Origin of the sequence: Aliiroseovarius sediminilitoris (assembly GCF_900109955.1) — a bacterium.
Taxonomy (GTDB): domain Bacteria; phylum Pseudomonadota; class Alphaproteobacteria; order Rhodobacterales; family Rhodobacteraceae; genus Aliiroseovarius; species Aliiroseovarius sediminilitoris.
Genome location: NZ_FOJB01000001.1, coordinates 2,379,036 through 2,396,080, shown reverse-complemented (window position 1 = coordinate 2,396,080; position 17,045 = coordinate 2,379,036). Strand labels below are relative to the sequence as shown.

At 59.2% G+C, this 17,045-nt stretch carries 16 protein-coding genes; 6 read left to right on the top strand and 10 right to left on the bottom strand.

Going from position 1 to position 17,045, the window contains the following annotated elements:
- Positions 1–16: 16 nt before the first annotated feature.
- The 6 genes from ptsP to BMY55_RS11825 all read right to left on the bottom strand — a co-directional run bounded on the left by ptsP (position 17) and on the right by BMY55_RS11825 (position 8,204).
- On the bottom strand, positions 17–2,284 hold the full coding sequence (ptsP, locus tag BMY55_RS11850; protein WP_091430881.1) for a phosphoenolpyruvate--protein phosphotransferase: 2,268 nt from the start codon (positions 2,282–2,284) through the stop codon (positions 17–19).
- A 330-nt stretch (positions 2,285–2,614) separates the two neighbouring features.
- Positions 2,615–3,850 (bottom strand): aspartate kinase, encoded by a 1,236-nt coding sequence (locus BMY55_RS11845; RefSeq protein ID WP_091430879.1) that lies wholly within the window; start codon positions 3,848–3,850, stop codon positions 2,615–2,617.
- 100 nt (positions 3,851–3,950) lie between these two features.
- Complete coding sequence (locus tag BMY55_RS11840; protein ID WP_091430877.1) at positions 3,951–4,403, bottom strand: DUF1178 family protein; 453 nt, start codon at positions 4,401–4,403, stop codon at positions 3,951–3,953.
- An 83-nt stretch (positions 4,404–4,486) separates the two neighbouring features.
- Positions 4,487–4,990, bottom strand: coding sequence for an NUDIX hydrolase (locus BMY55_RS11835; protein WP_091430874.1), 504 nt, complete (start codon positions 4,988–4,990; stop codon positions 4,487–4,489).
- A 167-nt stretch (positions 4,991–5,157) separates the two neighbouring features.
- Entirely contained in the window at positions 5,158–6,876 is a 1,719-nt protein-coding gene (gene metG / locus BMY55_RS11830) for a methionine--tRNA ligase (protein WP_091430872.1), read from the bottom strand.
- Between the two features lie 104 nt (positions 6,877–6,980).
- Positions 6,981–8,204: an MFS transporter gene (locus tag BMY55_RS11825; RefSeq protein WP_091432468.1), complete on the bottom strand. Its 1,224-nt coding sequence runs from the start codon at positions 8,202–8,204 to the stop codon at positions 6,981–6,983.
- Between the two features lie 214 nt (positions 8,205–8,418).
- Here BMY55_RS11825 and BMY55_RS11820 point away from each other — a divergent pair, with 214 nt between their 5' ends.
- The 6 genes from BMY55_RS11820 to BMY55_RS11795 all read left to right on the top strand — a co-directional run bounded on the left by BMY55_RS11820 (position 8,419) and on the right by BMY55_RS11795 (position 12,775).
- Positions 8,419–9,540, top strand: a complete 1,122-nt coding sequence (locus BMY55_RS11820) for an ABC transporter ATP-binding protein (protein ID WP_177179337.1) — start codon at positions 8,419–8,421, stop codon at positions 9,538–9,540.
- A gap of 209 nt (positions 9,541–9,749) precedes the next feature.
- Positions 9,750–9,971, top strand: a complete 222-nt coding sequence (locus BMY55_RS11815; protein WP_091430870.1) for a twin-arginine translocase TatA/TatE family subunit — start codon at positions 9,750–9,752, stop codon at positions 9,969–9,971.
- A gap of 25 nt (positions 9,972–9,996) precedes the next feature.
- On the top strand, positions 9,997–10,677 hold the full coding sequence (gene tatB, locus BMY55_RS11810; protein WP_091430869.1) for a Sec-independent protein translocase protein TatB: 681 nt from the start codon (positions 9,997–9,999) through the stop codon (positions 10,675–10,677).
- On the top strand, positions 10,674–11,579 hold the full coding sequence (gene tatC, locus BMY55_RS11805) for a twin-arginine translocase subunit TatC (protein ID WP_091430867.1): 906 nt from the start codon (positions 10,674–10,676) through the stop codon (positions 11,577–11,579). Before tatB ends, tatC begins: the two co-directional genes overlap by 4 nt.
- Before the next feature lie 14 nt (positions 11,580–11,593).
- Positions 11,594–12,421, top strand: a complete 828-nt coding sequence (locus tag BMY55_RS11800; RefSeq protein ID WP_091432461.1) for an ATP-binding protein — start codon at positions 11,594–11,596, stop codon at positions 12,419–12,421.
- A 102-nt stretch (positions 12,422–12,523) separates the two neighbouring features.
- Entirely contained in the window at positions 12,524–12,775 is a 252-nt protein-coding gene (locus tag BMY55_RS11795) for a hypothetical protein (protein ID WP_091430866.1), read from the top strand.
- 272 nt (positions 12,776–13,047) lie between these two features.
- On the opposite strand, the gene arsJ is transcribed toward BMY55_RS11795, so the two are convergent.
- The 4 genes from arsJ to BMY55_RS11775 all read right to left on the bottom strand — a co-directional run bounded on the left by arsJ (position 13,048) and on the right by BMY55_RS11775 (position 17,044).
- A complete protein-coding gene (arsJ, locus tag BMY55_RS11790) occupies positions 13,048–14,334 on the bottom strand; it encodes an organoarsenical effux MFS transporter ArsJ (RefSeq protein WP_091430864.1) in 1,287 nt (428 codons plus the stop codon).
- Positions 14,331–15,329 carry an ArsJ-associated glyceraldehyde-3-phosphate dehydrogenase gene (locus tag BMY55_RS11785; RefSeq protein WP_091430862.1) on the bottom strand — a complete coding sequence of 333 codons (999 nt, stop codon included), beginning with the start codon at positions 15,327–15,329 and terminating at the stop codon, positions 14,331–14,333. Before BMY55_RS11785 ends, arsJ begins: the two co-directional genes overlap by 4 nt.
- Before the next feature lie 11 nt (positions 15,330–15,340).
- Positions 15,341–16,171 carry an arsenate reductase/protein-tyrosine-phosphatase family protein gene (locus BMY55_RS11780; protein WP_091430861.1) on the bottom strand — a complete coding sequence of 277 codons (831 nt, stop codon included), beginning with the start codon at positions 16,169–16,171 and terminating at the stop codon, positions 15,341–15,343.
- An 87-nt stretch (positions 16,172–16,258) separates the two neighbouring features.
- Positions 16,259–17,044, bottom strand: a complete 786-nt coding sequence (locus BMY55_RS11775; RefSeq protein ID WP_091430859.1) for a hypothetical protein — start codon at positions 17,042–17,044, stop codon at positions 16,259–16,261.
- Position 17,045 lies beyond the last annotated feature (1 nt).

The window sequence follows — 17,045 nt, the reverse complement described above, 5'->3', positions numbered from 1 at the left end:
AAATTTTCATCAACCTCTAGACAGCGACCGAGGATTGCGCCGGTTTTTTTCGGGTCAGTCGCTTAAGCACCGCCGGGCGGACAGATTGCGCACCGGACAGGCGGGCTTCGTCGATGACATCGCGAAGTTCAAGGATATTTGTGCGCCGTATCAGATGTTTGACCGGTCCGATTGACGCAGGGCGCATGGACAAATGCCGAACCCCCAACGCCGCGAAGCAGATCGCTTCGATGGGGCGGCCCGCATCTTCGCCACAAAAGCTCAGGGGCGTGCGGGCCGCCTCGCATCGAGTCACGATTTCTTCGATCAGGTTCAGAAATGAAACGTTCAGCGTGTCATAGCGGCGGCGCACACGCTCGTTCTCGCGATCAGCTGCGAAGAAGAACTGCTTCAGATCGTTCCCGCCGATCGAGATGAAATCCGCCATTTCAAAGAACTGCTGTGGGGCAAATACCATGGATGGAGTTTCCAGCATCGCCCCGATCTCGGTCTTTTCTGGCAGAATATGACCCAGCGCGCGCTCACGTTCGATCTCGGCCAACACCATTTCACGGGCATCGCGAAATTCATCGGTTTGGGCGATGAAGGGAAACATGACACTGAGTTTGCGCCCCGCCGCAGCCCGGATCAGCGCCTGCAATTGCATCCGCATGACGCCGGGCTTGTCCAGCCCGACCCGGATCGCGCGCCAGCCAAGTGCGGGGTTGGGTTCGTCCAGCGGGTTCATATAAGGCAGCACCTTGTCCGACCCGATATCCAGCGTGCGAAACACCACCCTCTTGCCCTTGGCGGCGTCCAGAACGCGGGCATAGGTGGCGGCCAGATCGCCGCGCCGCGGAACGCGGTCAACGGTCAGAAACTGAAGCTCGGTGCGGAACAGACCCACCCCGGCCGCGCCCGAGTTTTCAAGCGACGGAAGATCGGCCATCAGCCCCGCGTTCATGTGCAATTGCACTTCGGTGCCACACAGACCCATCGCCGGTTTGTCGCGCAGACTGCGATAGCGTTCCTGCTGCGCGGCTTCCATCGCCATCTTGTCGCGAAACGCATTGACCACGGTTTCCTCCGGGCGCAGGTGGACGATCCCGTTTTCACCATCCACAAGGATGTGATCGCCGTTCAGCGCCTCGGTCGATATACGACCCGCCTGAACGATCAACGGAATAGCCAGCGCGCGTGCAACAATGGCGGCGTGGCTGGCAATCGAGCCTTCCTCAAGCACGATCCCGCGCAGACCACGCCCATATTCCAGCAATTCGCCGGGGCCGATATTGGTGGCGATCAGGATCGGGTTTTCGGGCATTTCCGCGCCGGTTTCCTTGCCTTGGCCGGTCAGGATCCGCAACAACCGGTTGGACAGATCGTCCAGATCATGCAGGCGTTCACGCAGATAGGCGTCGGGCACCTGGCTCATTCGGGCACGGGCGGCGGATTGTTCTTTCTCAACCGCAGCCTCGGCGGACAGGCCACGATCAATGTCTTCTTCCATCCGGCGTTGCCAGCCCTTCGAGTTGGCAAACATCCGATAGGCTTCAAGGACCTGCATCTGGTCTTTGTCCTTGGTCAGCGTGTTGGCCAGAAGCTCGTCCACCGACACCCGCAATTGCTCGATCCCGTCGTGCAGACGTTCTTTTTCCGCGTCTGGGTCATCGGCGACCGGGTTGGTCACGACGACGCGTGGGTCATGCAGCCAGACATGGCCTTCGGCAGCGCCTTCTTGTCCGACGCCACCCGTGAAAGTGGTAGCGCGCTGGTGCAGGGCTCCCATTGCCTCGCCTTCGCCTACAAACGCGCCCAGCTCGGTCATTTCGGCCAGCACCATGGCGACGACTTCCAGCCCGTAAAGCTCGTCCGCCGAATATTCGCGTTCATCCTTGGACTGGATGACCAGGACGCCAAGGTTTTCACCCAGACGCTGGATCGGCACACCAAGGAAGCTGGAGTAAATTTCTTCTCCGGTCTCAGGCATATAGCGGAACCCGCGTTCGGATGGGGCGTTTTTTGTATTGATCGGGCGTCCGCGACGGGCCACCCGCCCCACAAGACCCTCGCCGACTCGCAGCCGGGTTTGGTGAACCGCTTCGGCTTTCAAGCCCTCTGTCGCACAAAGCTCCAATGTTTCGCTGTCGCGAAACAAATAGATTGAACACACTTCGACGCCCAAGCTCTCGGCAATCAGAGACGTGATTCTGTCCAGTCGCTCCTGCCCCTGCGACGCCGAGGCGAGGGTTTCGCGCAGTTTGACCAGAAGTTTGCGACTGTCACTTTGCTGGCTTTCTGCCATTCTTACCGTTCCCTGTTCCTGTGGGCGTCATTGATCCAACCGAATTCGGGCGGAAACGCGAACCACTTGGGCGACCCCTACCGTAATGGTAGCACGCCATGTTTTCCAGAAACTACTTGCGTTCTTTTGCGCCAGGTTCTGGCAGGCGGCGACATATCGCGCAATTGCCCGTCATTTCAGCAATTTGCCAATGGGATCGGCAATTTGTGTCTGTGCGGGGATTGGATCGCGCGAGCCGGCGGCACCGAAAAAGGATGGCCCGCCAAGTGTGGCGGGCCGTGTCTGAAAGTGTTCTTACCATGATGGTTGCGCAGGTGGCCCTGAGCCGGATCAAGCTTTTTCCAGCTCGAACGCGTCGTGCAGCGCCTGCACGGCCAACTCCATGTATTTGCGGTCGATCAACACCGAGATCTTGATCTCGGAGGTGGTGATGACCTTGATGTTGATGCCCTCTTTCGACAGCACGTCGAACATCTTGGCGGCGATCCCCGTGTGGCTGCGCATCCCGATGCCGACGACCGAGACCTTGGCTACATCCTTGTCGGCCACGATGTCGTGGAAATTGATATCACCGCGCGCTTTGGCATCCGTCATCGCCTTTTCGGCGCGCGCCACCTGATCGACGGGGCATGAGAAGGTCATATCCGTGCGACCTTCCTCCGAGATGTTCTGAACGATCATGTCGACATTCACGCCGGCTTCTGCCAGCGGGGTGAAAATGGCCGACGCGATGCCGGGGCGGTCCGCCACCGAGATCAGCGTCATTTTCGCTTCGTCGCGTTGATAGGCGACGCCTGCAACAACTTTACTTTCCACGATATCCTCCTCGTCGCAGACCAGCGTGCCTGCTTCCGGGTCATATTCCTCGAAGCTCGAGAGCACCCGCAGTTTTACCTTATAGCGCATTGCCAGTTCGACCGAGCGGGTTTGCAGAACTTTTGCGCCCAGCGAGGCAAGCTCCAGCATTTCTTCAAATGCGATGCGGTCCAGCTTGCGCGCCTTGTCTGAAATGCGTGGGTCGGTGGTGTAAACCCCGTCCACGTCGGTATAAATGTCGCAGCGTTCGGCCCCAAAGGCGGCGGCGAAGGCCACGGCGGTGGTGTCCGATCCGCCGCGCCCCAGTGTGGTGATCCGGCCATCATCGGCAATGCCCTGAAACCCGGCCACGACGGCCACGCGCATGCCTTCGCCAAACTTCGCCATGATGTTGTCGTTGGGGATGTCCTGTATTCGTGCCGCCGAATGCACACCAGAGGTTTTGACCGGCACTTGCCAACCTTGCCAGCTGCGGGCGGGCACATCCATTTCCTGCAAGCGCAGCGCCATCAGACCGGCGGTCACATTCTCGCCCGAACTGACAACGGCGTCATATTCGCGGGCGTCAAACAGTGGCGAGGTTTCTTCGACCCAGCCGACAAGCTCGTTCGTGCGCCCGGACATGGCCGACACGATGACGATCACGTCATAGCCATTGGCCACTTCGCGCGCGACCCGTTTCGAGGCCCGGTGGATCCGGTCCAGCGTAGCGACCGAGGTGCCGCCGAATTTCATCACCAGAATAGGCATCTTGGCCTCAAATCCCGTCCGTTTTCCCGTGTTCGCGCGTGTTTAGGGCGCGGAGGCGGAAAGCGCAAGACTGCGCGTGGTGCGGCAGGGTGCGTGCGGCTCAGTTCGATTTGCGTGTCGGGGTGAAGGGCAAGGGCATCACTGGCACGCCATCCTCCAACAATTCCCTGGCGTCGGCCAGTTTCGCCTCGCCATAGATCGAACGTTCAGGCGCGTCGCCCAAATGCATGGCGCGTGCTTCGCGGGCAAACGATCCGCCAACATACTCGCTTTCGGCCTCAACCCTGGCGCGCAGGCGGGCGATCTCGGCCTCGATTTCGGAACTGGGTGCGGCAAGTGTGGTTGGCGTCGCGGGATTGGCGGCAACCGGCGCGGTCGCCACAGAACGAGCCGGGCGCACTTTGGGGGCCATCAGGCTTTTTTCCACTTTGGCCGATCCGCACTCCGGGCAGGTAACATGCCCCGCCGCGCGCAACCCGTCATAGGCTGCGGCGTTCTGGAACCAGCTTTCGAACATGTGGTTCTGGTCGCATTTCAAGGCGTAGCGGATCATCTTGTCTTCCGAAGTTACCTGGCCGATTATATATGGCGATCCGCCAGGGCCTGTGCAAGCCGCGGCAGATGATCCGACTGGTTTTATTGGGTTTGTTTGGCACCCGACGGGTCGAAACCGCGGAGAATACGGCGCAGTTCAGGTTCCCAAACCAGTTGCGCGGCTTTCTTCTGCGACACCCATTTGCGCCGCCTTTGGCCTTGTTCCGGAAAGGATTTGTGCTGTTTTTTGACCTTCAAGGGAAAGACCGCAACGACACAGGGCAACCGTCCGCCGTCATGCGATTTCGAATAGGAATAGAACCCCAGCACATCATGGCTCAACTTGCCTTCCACACCGGCTTCTTCGAATGCTTCCTTGGCGGCGGATCCGGCGGGCGTTTCGCCGTCCATCGGCCAGCCTTTCGGAATGATCCAGCGGCCTGAACCGCGCGTTGTGATCAGCAGCACCTCGACCTTGCCGTCTCTCAGACGATAAGGAAGCGCGCCGAATTGCGTGCGAACGGATCGTTTGTCACTAAGTGAAAGCCGTATTGGCCGTGGCTTACCCTTCGCGATCGTCACTGTCTTGGTGCCCTTGATGCCCATCTTGCCGGTGCGGATATCCGGTTATTGTTATGTTTTGTTAAAGATAGCCCGTTTGGGTGGAAAATAAAGCGAAAATCCAGATGTGGTGCGAACCCGTCATGCACCCGCCACATCAGGTATGTCGGCACCGTGGTTTTCGGGACTGCCATGGCCGGGTGTTGGCACGATCAGTCGCGGGTGCCTGCGAACCGGTCCTGCCAGTTTTCCCGATCCTCGTCCGTGATCTTGGCGAATACGTTCTCGGGTACCGTGAAACTGTGCCCGGCGGGCAGTGTGCCAAGGGCTGCGGGCACGTCGTCGGGCCAGCTGTCGTCTTCCGAGTTCATCGCCTCGAGCATCGTTTTCGCGGCATCGGGAATGAAGGGCGCTGACAGCACCGCATAGAACCGGATCAGGTTAAGGGCCAGACGGATCTGTGCGGCGGCTTGGTCCGGGTCGGTCTTGAAAGTCGTCCAGGGCGCGGCAGTTTGCAGATATTCGTTGCCTGCAACCCAGATACCCCGAAGCTCCTGCGCGGCCTTGCGCACGTCGATGGCTTCCATGTGGCCTTCATAAGCCCGGGTCTTGGCGGTCAGGTCTGCTATCAACGCGTTTTCCAGATCACCATAGGTGCCACCTTCCGGCACGGCTTCCGAAAACTTCGAGCGACAGAACTTGGTCACACGGCTGACGAAGTTGCCCAGCACATCGGCCAGATCCTTGTTGACGCTGGTCTGGAAGTTTTCCCACGTGAATTCACTGTCCGAGTTTTCGGGCGCGTGGCTCAAGAGCCACCAACGCCAGTAATCCGCGGGCAAGATCGACAGCGCCTGATCCATGAACACGCCGCGTCCCTTGGAGGTCGAGAATTGCCCGCCATCATAGTTCAGATAGTTGAATGACTTGATATAATCGACCAGCTTCCACGGCTCGCCCGACCCCATGATCGTGGCAGGGAAGCTCAATGTGTGGAAGGGCACGTTGTCCTTGCCCATGAACTGCACGTAACGCACGTCATCCGCACCCTTGTCGGTGCGCCACCAGCGCTGCCAGAAATCATCGCCTGCGCCCAGCTTGTCGGCCAGTTCGGCGGTGGCGGCGATGTATTCGATCGGCGCGTCAAACCAGACATAGAACACCTTGCCTTCCATGCCGGGCCAATCTTCGTCGCCCCTTTTCACCGGCACGCCCCAGTCCAGATCGCGGGTGATGCCCCGGTCTTGCAGCCCGTCGCCGTCATGCAGCCATTTCTTGGCGATCGAGGTGGTCAAAACAGGCCAATCCGTCTTGGTGTCGATCCACGCGTCCAGCCTATCTTTCAGCTTCGACTGACGCAGATACAGGTGCTTGGTCTCGCGCACCTCAAGGTCGGTCGACCCGGAAATGGCCGAACGCGGCTCGATCAGGTCGGTGGGGTCGAGCTGTTTGGTGCAGTTCTCGCACTGGTCGCCACGCGCGCCGTCATAGCCGCAGTTGGGGCAGGTGCCCTCGATATACCGATCCGGCAGGAAACGGCCATCGGCGTGGGAATAGACCTGCTTTTCCGACACTTCCTCGATCAAGCCATTCTCTGCCAGCTTGCCAGCGAAATGCTGGGTCAGCTTGCGGTTCCGCTCGGACGAAGATCGACCGAAATTGTCGAATGAAAGCCGGAACCCGTCGGCGATCCGGGACTGAACGGCGTGCATTTCGGCGCAGAACTCGGCCACGGGTTTGCCCGCCTTTGCGGCGGCCAGTTCCGCGGGGGTGCCGTGTTCGTCGGTGGCGCATATGAACATGACTTCGCGGCCCCGACCACGGTTATAGCGGGCGTAAAGGTCAGCAGGCAATTGCGAGCCGACCAGATTGCCGAGGTGCTTGATCCCGTTAATATAGGGAATCGCCGAGGTGATAAGGACGCGGTTCATGTGAGCTCCGGTTCTGCGGTCGTCTTGTTGGTTTGCGGGCCGTATACGCCAAGCCTTTCAGCAATGCCAGAGCTTCGGCCCACGTGACGACCCATCCGGTTTGACTAGCTACGGTCGCGCAGTTTGCCAAACATCCGCCCCATCGAGAACGACGTGCGCGGCGTATAGGTGTAAGGCGTCCGCACCTCGCGTGTCGGGCGTTGGCGGCTGCGGGCCAGACCAAACACGATCAGGCCAAGATGCCCGACGGCAATAAATGCAAACAAGGCCGGGGGGCCGAAGCGTTCGATCAGGCCAGACGCCACCAGGGGCGAGGCAATGGCGCCGACTGCATAGAAAAACATCAGCGCCGCCGACAGCTCGACCCTTTGTTCGCTGGTCGCAAAATCGTTGGCATGGGCGGCCGAGATCGAGAAGATCGGGAACGTGGTGAAGCCGAACAGCCCTGCCGTCACAAAGGCCACGCTTTGTCCCATGTCCGAGGCCATGACCGTTATCCCACTGCTTAGGATGGCCGCCGCCGACAACCAGATCAGCACCCAGCGCCGGTCATATCGGTCCGCAAGCCAGCCCACGGGAAGCTGCGCCAATGCGCCGCCCAGGACGAAACTGGCCAGAAACCAGGCCAGTTGTCCGGTGGCCAGACCGACCTCTTGCCCGTAAACGGGGCCAACCATCCGAAAGGCGGCCGAGGTGATACCCGCCACGATCACACCCGCCACGGCCAAGGGCGAGCAGGTCCACGCCAGGATTGGACGCAGACGTGGTGTGCTGGGGGTTTCGGGCTGTGGTGCGCGTGTCAGGGCCAAGGGCAGGATCGCGGCGCAACAGGTTAGCGCCAGCACGTTGTAGGATACGTAATGCGCAGGCTCCAACACGCCGATCAGAAGCTGCGCGGCCAGCGATCCACCCAGATCAACCGCGCGATAGCCCCCCATCGCGCGGCCGCGGGTTTCATTGGTGATGCTCGCATTCATCCACGCCTCGATCACCGTATAGGCACCGGCGATGCTGAGCCCCGTCGCGATGCGCATGACCGCCCAAGGCACGGGATCAACCCACAGCATGTGCGCCAACAGCCCAATGGCGCCCATCGCGGTAAACCCGGCAAACGCGCGGGCGTGGCCGACGCTGCCCATCAGGCGCGGTGCCCACCAGCAGCCGACGAAAAAACCGACAAAATGCGCCGAGCCGAGCATCCCGATCTCTGCCTTTGTAAAGCCAAGCTTCAGCCCGGACAGCGCATCCAGCGGCCCCACGCCCCCCGAACTCAGTTGCAGCAGAATGACCGACAAAAGTAGCGGCGCAAAGGAAATCAGAAAACGCATCAGGACCTCGGGGGTTTTGACCAGCATCGGGGTTTTGCCTGCCAAGGCTAGGCCGAAAGCGACGGTCTGACCTTGGGCTGTGTCGTATCTGCGACAAAACCGCGTTGGGCTTGCGGGGCAAAAAATGGGCTGATATGCCCGGTTGAAAGCCTGATGGAATTCATCGGGTATCAGCCCGCACTTGCGGGAGCTGCAAAGGAAAGACCTTGCGACGATGGATGGTGCCAATTTGACCACTGCGCGACTGGAGATCCGCGATCTGTGCCGAGATTTCGGTGGGCGACCCGTTGTGCGTGGCGTATCCCTGTCTTTGCAGGCGGGGCAGGTGACAGGGCTGCTTGGCCCATCCGGCTGCGGGAAGTCGACAACGCTCAGGATCATCGCAGGTGTGGATCAGCAGACATCGGGCGAAGTATGGATTGATGGCCAGCAGGTCGCCGGTGCGGGCGTATTCGTGCCCCCTGAGAAGCGTCAGATTGGCCTTATGTTTCAGGATTTTGCGCTTTTCCCACATCTGTCGGTCGCAGACAACGTGGCGTTCGGGTTGAAAGGTTCGCGCACGGAAAAACGACTGCGCGTGCGCGAATTGCTTGAAAAAGTCGGCCTGGCCCGGTTCATAGACAGCTTCCCGCATGAGTTGTCGGGTGGCGAACAACAGCGGGTGGCGCTGGCCCGCGCCTTGGCACCGCGCCCGTCGATCATGCTGATGGACGAGCCGTTTTCCGGGCTGGACAACCGACTGCGAGACGGCATCCGGGACGAAACGCTTGGTATTCTGAAAGAGGAAGGCGCGGCGGTGCTTCTGGTGACGCACGAACCGGAAGAAGCCATGCGCATGGCAGACGAGATCGCATTGATGCGGGACGGCCAAATCGTTCAAAGCGGTGCCCCCTACAACATTTACAACGCCCCGGTGGATTTGAATGCGGCGGCGTTTTTTTCGGATGTGAATGTGATTACCGGAGTGGTCGAAGGCGCGTTGACCGATACGGCATTTGGCCAGTTTCTCGCCCCAGGCGTGCCGGATGGTGCCAAGGTGGACATCGTGATCCGCCCACAGCATCTGAAAATCGACTTTGATCGTGGTGGCAAAGGGCCAAGCCCGACCCATGACCACGGCGTTTGGGCCCGCGCGCTTGTGGATCGTGCGCGGTTCATCGGCAAGGAAAGTCTGGTGGATTTCCGCATGGAGGGCGACGGTTCCATCCTGACTGCTTCAGTCCCATCGGTGTTTCTGCCCCAACCGGGCACACCACTTTGGATTGCGATTCGGCGCGACAGGTGCTTTGTCTTTCGACACAGCGACAAGCCGGGACCGGACGCGCCCAGCCCATAGCCGTTTCGGCAACGCTCGGGCGTCAAGTCTTGGAAATGCGCGATCAGAAGTGCCGCGGATGGGCGATAAAGCGCGCCTGCGCGCATTTCGCGCATCATTTTCCCGCCAGTTTTGCGCTTTGGGGCTTTGAACTTGGCCCGCGAAGCAATAAATGTTGCAGGCGTTATTGATGTGGACGGGCGGGTCGCCCCTCCGAATGGGAGAACAATATGCTCAACAATATCGGCCTTCCGGGCCTTCTGCTGATCGCCATCGTGGTGCTGGTTCTGTTTGGCCGCGGCAAGATATCTTCGCTGATGGGAGAAGTTGGCAAAGGCATCACCGCGTTCAAAAAGGGCGTGGATGACGGCAAGAAAGAGATCGAAGATCAGGCCGCTGATGTCGCCAAGGATGTCACCCCGAAAGAAGAAAAAGACAAGGAAAAGGCGTAAGCCCGACCGCTAGGGGGCGCTGCCCATGTTTGATATCGGGTTTTCCGAACTTCTGGTGATCGGGGTTGTGGCCCTGATTGTGGTTGGTCCCAAGGACCTGCCGGGCATGTTCCGCACGCTGGGTCGTTTCACTGCGCGTGCCCGCCAGATGGGCCGGGAATTCAGTCAGGCGATGAATGAAGCCGCCGACGAAGCCGGGGCCAAGGACATTGCCGAGACCTTCAAATCCGCCACGTCGCCAAAGGCGATGGGGCTGGATGCGCTGAACAAGGCGGCAGACGGGTTCGAGAAGTGGGATCCTGCCAAGTCCCTTCGCGATCAAAAGAAGACCGATGCGAAGGCGGACGGAAAGGACAGCGACGAGAAATCGGTGGCTGACAAGGCCGGCGATGCTGCCGGACGCAAAATCCAGACCACCACCGCCACATCGGCGGCGGATCGCAAAGCGGCTGACGAGGCCCGCAAGGCCGAGATGTTGAAGGTCAAGCGACCTCCGTCGAAACGCCCCTCGGAACGGACGGTTGGCGAACCGGCTGTAGCAAAAGCCCCCGCCAAGAAACCCGCGTCGAAACCCGCCGCAAAGAAAACCGCTGCGAAGAAACCTGCGGCAAAGAAACCTGCCAAGACATCGGCGGCGACGTCCAAAGCCAAAGCCAAAGCAAAGGCCGCCCCGAAGCGCAAACCCACGGACACATCTGACGCATGAGCGATACTGACGAGATCGAAGACAGCTCGGCCCCGCTGATCGAGCATCTGACCGAGCTGCGCACGCGCCTGATCCGCTCGGCGTTGGCTTTCATCGTCGCCATGGTGATTAGCTTCACCGTGTGGAACCCGATCTTCAATTTCCTGACCGAACCGCTCTGTACGACAATGGCCGAACGCGGCCAGGACGAATGCGGGCTGATCCTGATCAAGCTGCAAGAAGGTTTCTTCGTGGCAATCTCGATCTCGTTGTTTGGCGGGTTGGTGTTGTCTTTTCCGTTCATCAGCTATCAGCTGTGGCGGTTCGTGGCGCCGGGACTGTACAAGTCGGAAAAGAACGCCTTTCTGCCTTTCATGATCGCCTCGCCTGCGATGTTCCTTATCGGTGCCTCCTTCGCATTTTATGTGGTCATGCCCTTGGCTTTTGACTTTTTCCTGGGCTTCCAGCAAGCCGGGACCGTGGGCGACACCAATGTGGCGGCCTCGATCGACTTTCAGGGGTCGGTGCAGGAATACCTGCGTCTAACGATCAAGTTTATCGTCGCCTTTGGTCTGTGTTTTCAGCTTCCGGTTTTACTGACTCTGATGGGCAAGGCGGGATTGGTCAGTTCGCAAGGTCTGGCGGATATGCGCAAATACGCGGTTGTTGGCATTCTTGTGCTGGCCGCACTGGTGACACCCCCCGATGTCATCACGCAGGTGATTCTGTTTGTCGTCGTCTATGGCCTTTACGAAGTTTCGATCCAACTGGTGAAACGGGTCGAAAAGAAGCGCGAAGCCGATTTGCGCGCGCAGGGTCTGTGGTTCGAAGATGACGAAGACGAGGCCAGCGAAGACGAGATGATGGCCGAGTTTGACGCTGATGAAGAAGACGTTCCGGGTCAGGTGGAGAAGGGCGAGTGAATGACGCGGACGCCATGACCCGCATTGCCAATGCGTTGGAGCGAATGTCGCCCGCGCCGTTGTCTGTCCCCGATTTCTCGACGGCTGACGCGTTTGTCTGGCATACGTCTCCTGACCGGCTGGAGCCTGTGGTCAATGTCAACCGCGTTGCCCTTGAACTTCTGATTGGGGTCAATCGTTCACGCGATACGCTGCTTGAGAATACGCTGCAATTCGCCCGTGGTTTACCCGCCAACAATGCTCTTCTGTGGGGCGCGCGGGGGATGGGGAAATCCTCGCTCGTGAAAGCGGTTCATGCCGAGGTGTTGAACCGAGGCGAGGCGTTGAAGATTGTCGAGGTGCAGCGCGAAGACCTGCCCTCGATCAGTCGCCTGCTGGGTCTGCTGCGAATTGCGCCGCATCGGTTCCTGTTGTTTTGTGACGATCTGAGCTTCAGCCATGACGACCAGCATTACAAAAGCCTGAAAGCGGTGCTGGATGGCGGGATCGAGGGGCGGCCCGACAACGTGGTGTTTTACGCCACGTCAAACCGCCGCCACCTGATGCCGCGCGACATGATCGAGAACGAGCGGTCCTCGGCAATCAACCCGTCCGAGGCGGTCGAAGAGAAGGTGTCACTGTCGGACCGGTTCGGCTTGTGGCTGGGCTTCCATCCCTGTGATCAGGATGAATATCTGACCATGATCCGGGGCTATTGCGATGCCTATGGGGTGTCGATCGACGACGACACGTTGCGGGCAGAAGCGATTGAATGGCAAGCAACGCGCGGGGCACGATCTGGCCGCGTGGCGTGGCAGTATTTTGTCGATCTGGCCGGGCGCAAGGGCGTGGCGCTGGGCTAAAAGGGAATGGTCTTTGCCCACTGTGCGCTTCCCCTGTGCGTCCCCTGTGCGAAAGCGTGACGGCCTTCGCGGCCACGAATAATCAACGATCGGGATACCTTTATGACCAACACGCCCGAACGCATCATTGCCTTTGACAACGCCAAGGCCAGTCTGACCGCGTATGTGTCGTCGGAAGATCGGCAAATGGTGATCGCCTCGACGCCGCCCAGTTCACGCAGCGGTTTGATGCAGTCGTCGCGGCCCTCGCGGTCTGGTTTGCCGCCACCGCGTTCCAGGATGCCGATTTGCCAACGAGATGCGCGTCACGCGCAACTCCAACGCGAAGGCATTGTCGTTCACCTGATTGCATAGAAGATCGAGGATGTCTCGCACCTGTTTGGCAAGCTCGGTCATCCGATGGGGACGTTGCGGGGCACATGACATAGCAAACCGACAACGCGCCGAAATCGCTGCCTGCGCCGCGTGCCATGCACCCGCGCGAACAGGCCAAACGGTTCTTTCGTAGTCGGGATTTCCATCGGGGAAATCGGCCATCGTCTGCATGTCGTCCCACGTCGTGAGCCCGTTCCGAAAAAGCAAAGAGTGGCGTAAGCCGGGAAAAAACTTCCAAGAGTTGGCAGGGATCAGGTGCGCGCTAAATCACGCCCCGGCTTGGACGGTGGCTTCAGAAAGCTGACCGCAATGGCTGAGAAAGAAATCATCACGGTTGCCGTGCCCAGCATCATCACAAGCCCACCGATCTGAAAGGTCAGACCAGATAAGACGGTTCCCAGCAGGCGTCCGGCGGCATTGGCCATGTAGTAAAAGCCGACATCCATCGTGACCCGCTCGGTCCGGGTGAACGTCAGGATCAGATAGGAATGAAGCGATGAATTGACGGCAAAGATGGCGCCGAACAGAAGCAGCCCCGTAATCAAGATGGCGGTCAGCCACGGTTGGGGATGTGGAAAGGCAAAGGCCATCAATGTCAGGAAAGCTGGAACAACCGAAAGCCCCCATGCCCAGTGCCGTGCGCCGCTGATCAGGTATGCCTCGGAGCGTTCGGTTGCCCGAAGCAGTTTGGGTGCCGCGGTTTGAACAGCGCCATAGAGGATGGTCCACAGCGCCATGAACGAGCCGATCAGGAAGAACGCCGCGCGGTTGCCTTGCTCGCTGCCATCTGACAGCACCGCGTAGAAATAAATGGGGATACCGACCACGAACCAGACGTCGCGTGCGCCAAACAGAAAGACCCGCGCCAAAGATAGCCAGTTCACATTTGATGATTTCGAGAATACTTCGGAAAATTTCGCGCCCTTTCGTCCTTTCGGCAGGCCGGGTGGCATGGCCGTTTGCGCAGCAACAAGGATGATTGCCAGAATTGCAGCCATGCCGAGCACGGCCGGGACGAACCCAAAGGTGGCCAGCAAACTGGCGCCCAACAAGAAGCCGACCCCTTTGACCATGTTTTTTGAACCGGTCAGCAGCGCGACCCAGCGGAACAATCCGCCCGCCTTGGCCGGCGCCAGCAGTTTGACCGCTGATTTCGACGACATCTTGGCAAGATCCTTGGCGACTCCGCTCGCACCCTGAACCGCCATGACATATGTCACAGACAGGCCAATTGCCCAGTTTGGATCAAGCAGCGCCAGTGCCAAAAGCGCAAGCACCTGAAGGCCAAGCCCCGCAAAGAGAGTCGAAGTCAGTCCGAACCGGGCAGCGATCCATCCTGCGCCCAGATTTGTAACCATGCCCGCGATTTCATATAGCACGAACAGATAGGCCAATTGCACGGGTGAAAACCCCAGCCCATGGAAATGCAGAAGCACCAGCATTCGGAGCGCACCATCGGTGAGCATAAAGGCCCAATAGGCTACCGTGACCACGATATAGGCCGACAACCCCTCTGGGCGGGAAGGGGCGTCGGTCACACCGATTCCCCAACCATCACGGCCACGTCGACCAAACGATGGGCATACCCCATCTCGTTGTCATACCAGACATAGATCTTCACCTGTGTGCCATTCACCACCATGGTTGAAGGGGCGTCGACGATGCCGGACCTTTCATCATTGGTGTAGTCGGCCGACACGAGCGGGCGTTCTTCATAGCCCAGAATACCGTTGAGCGGGCCATCTGCCGCCGCTTTGAACAACGCGTTGACCTCGTCGGCGGTGGTTGCCCTTTCGACTTCGAACACGCAATCGGTAAGCGAGGCGTTCAAAAGCGGCACCCGAACCGCATGGCCATTCAAACGTCCTTTAAGTTCAGGATAGATCAGCGTGATTGCCGTCGCGCTGCCGGTCGTGGTCGGGATAAGAGAGTTCAGCGCTGACCTTGCCCGCCGCAAATCTTTCGCAGGTCGGTCCACGATGGTTTGCGTGTTGGTCACATCATGGATCGTTGTGATTGACCCATGTTTGATGCGCAGGTTTTCATGGATGACCTTTACGACCGGCGCCAGACAATTCGTGGTGCAACTTGCCGCCGTCACGATGCGGTGGCGGTCAGGGTCATATGTCTGTTCGTTTACGCCATAGACGATGTTCGCGGCGTCGGCGTCCTTGACCGGGGCCGACACCACCACCTTCTTCACGCCCGCTTCAAAGAACGGTGTGAGTTTTGAGTGCGTTTTGAAAGCCCCGGTGCAGTCAATCACGACATCGACACCATCAAGGGGCAGTTCGGCAATATTGCGCGTTCCGATGAATGGCAGTCGCAGCCCGTCAATGGTGACACTGTCCGCATCATGGGAAAACTCGGCCTGCCAACGGCCATGCACTGTATCGAATTCAAGCAAATGTGCGTGCATTTCGGGGTCGCCGATCGCATCGTTGATCCAAGCGATTTCCGCACCTCGTTCAAGAAGCGGTCTGAGCGCCAGCTTGCCGATCCGGCCAAGCCCATTCAACGCATATACGGTCATTCTGTGATTCCTTAATCCATGTGTCCGAGGTCATCGACGGCCTTTTGCAACGAAATCCGGTCCAAAGACGCCATCGGCAGCGCGGCGAAGGCCGTAATCCGGTTGTATAGCGCGCCATAAGCCTGTTGAAAGGCCAGTTTTTTTTCGGCGTCGGACCCTGCTGTCTTTACCGGATCAGGCATCCCCCAATGGCCGCTGACGGGCTGACCTGACCAGGCTGGGCAGTCTTCGTTTGCGGCCTGATCACAAACCGTGAACACGAAGTCGAATGTCGGCGCATCGCCAGTCTGGAATTCGGCGATATTCTTGGACCTGAGCTTGGACACGTCGTGCCCTTTCTGCTTCAGGAGGGCGATTGCAAACGGGTTCAGGTCAGAGCGCGGCGCAGTGCCTGCGGAGTAAGCGACAAAGCGATCACCAGCCAACGAAGTCAGTATCGTTTCGGCAAAGACCGAACGGGCGGAATTGCCGGTGCAGATGAACAGGACGTTGTATTTGCGGTCAGCGACAGCAGGTTCCCGTTGGCGGTCGGGATCACGGTCGGGCAAGCAGATATCCGGGCGGCCACGGCAACAATCCAGCAGCAGATAATCGAAGGTCTCGCGTACAGCCTCGGTATCGACAGCATAGCGCAGCGAGGTGCCAACGCGTGTTTGCGTGACCAGACCGGCCTGCATGAGCGCGTTGACATAGGCCGACAGCGTGTTCGGTTTCAGATCGAGCGATTGTGCGATTTCGGTCGCCGGAACCCGGTCGGGATAGCGACGCATGAGAAGCCGGAATACGGCCAGTCGCTGAGGATGGCCGAGAGTGGATAAGCGATGGGGAATCAGTATTTCCATAATTCGAGAATTAATGAATTAATGATGCCAGCACAACCCATTTACCCATCTGGCGGCAATATTGGACTGTGCAGTCCGTGGCGTTTGCTAAACAGGCAGAGCGTTCACATCAATTGGGCCGAGCTTTTTCAACTGCATTTGCACTTCGGTTCGCAATTGCGCATTTGGCCAAAGGGCTGTCAGTGGCAGGGGGGGCAGACGCAAGGCGATACGGCGCCAGCGGTGGAGGATAAGAAGACGCAGCGCAGCGCGTGAAAGAGGTGCCAGATCGGCGTGAACCAGATTTCGCGCACCATCCAAAGCTTTTGCAAGGCAACGCGCTTCCATTCGAACAGCGTCTGGTAGCAACAGTTGGAGGATATTGTCGGGCAGAGTGGGGGCGCTGTCTGAAAAAAGCACCAACCCCTCAGTGTTGATCGGATGGTTGGGGCCAAGAAAGACACCCGGCGTGAGTTCCGTAAACCCTTGCGCCATCAGCGCTTGTTCGCAGCCCTGTCGGTCTGGTGCCAGCAGCGACACTGCCATGTGCAACTGGACAGGACCGGGCAGACCGGGCCCATATATCCGGTCAGCGACAGCATTGGTCTGCGTGCGCCCGTGGTCTGTCAGCGAATAAAGCGATCCGCGACCAGCGCGCTGGCTGGTGATCCAGCCATCTTTCCTCAGCCGGTGAAGTGCGACCCGTGTCGCCTCTGGCCGAATGCCGAGCGCACCCATCAACACGCCCAATGTGGTGCCGGAAACAACGTCACCGGGACCACGTGCCATGTCCCCCATAATGGACACGATCACTGACCAGACGCGTAAGTCTCCATCGCCCCGGATATGGGACAGGACGCTTTGGACATCATCAGGGATCGTGGGCGGGTCCATG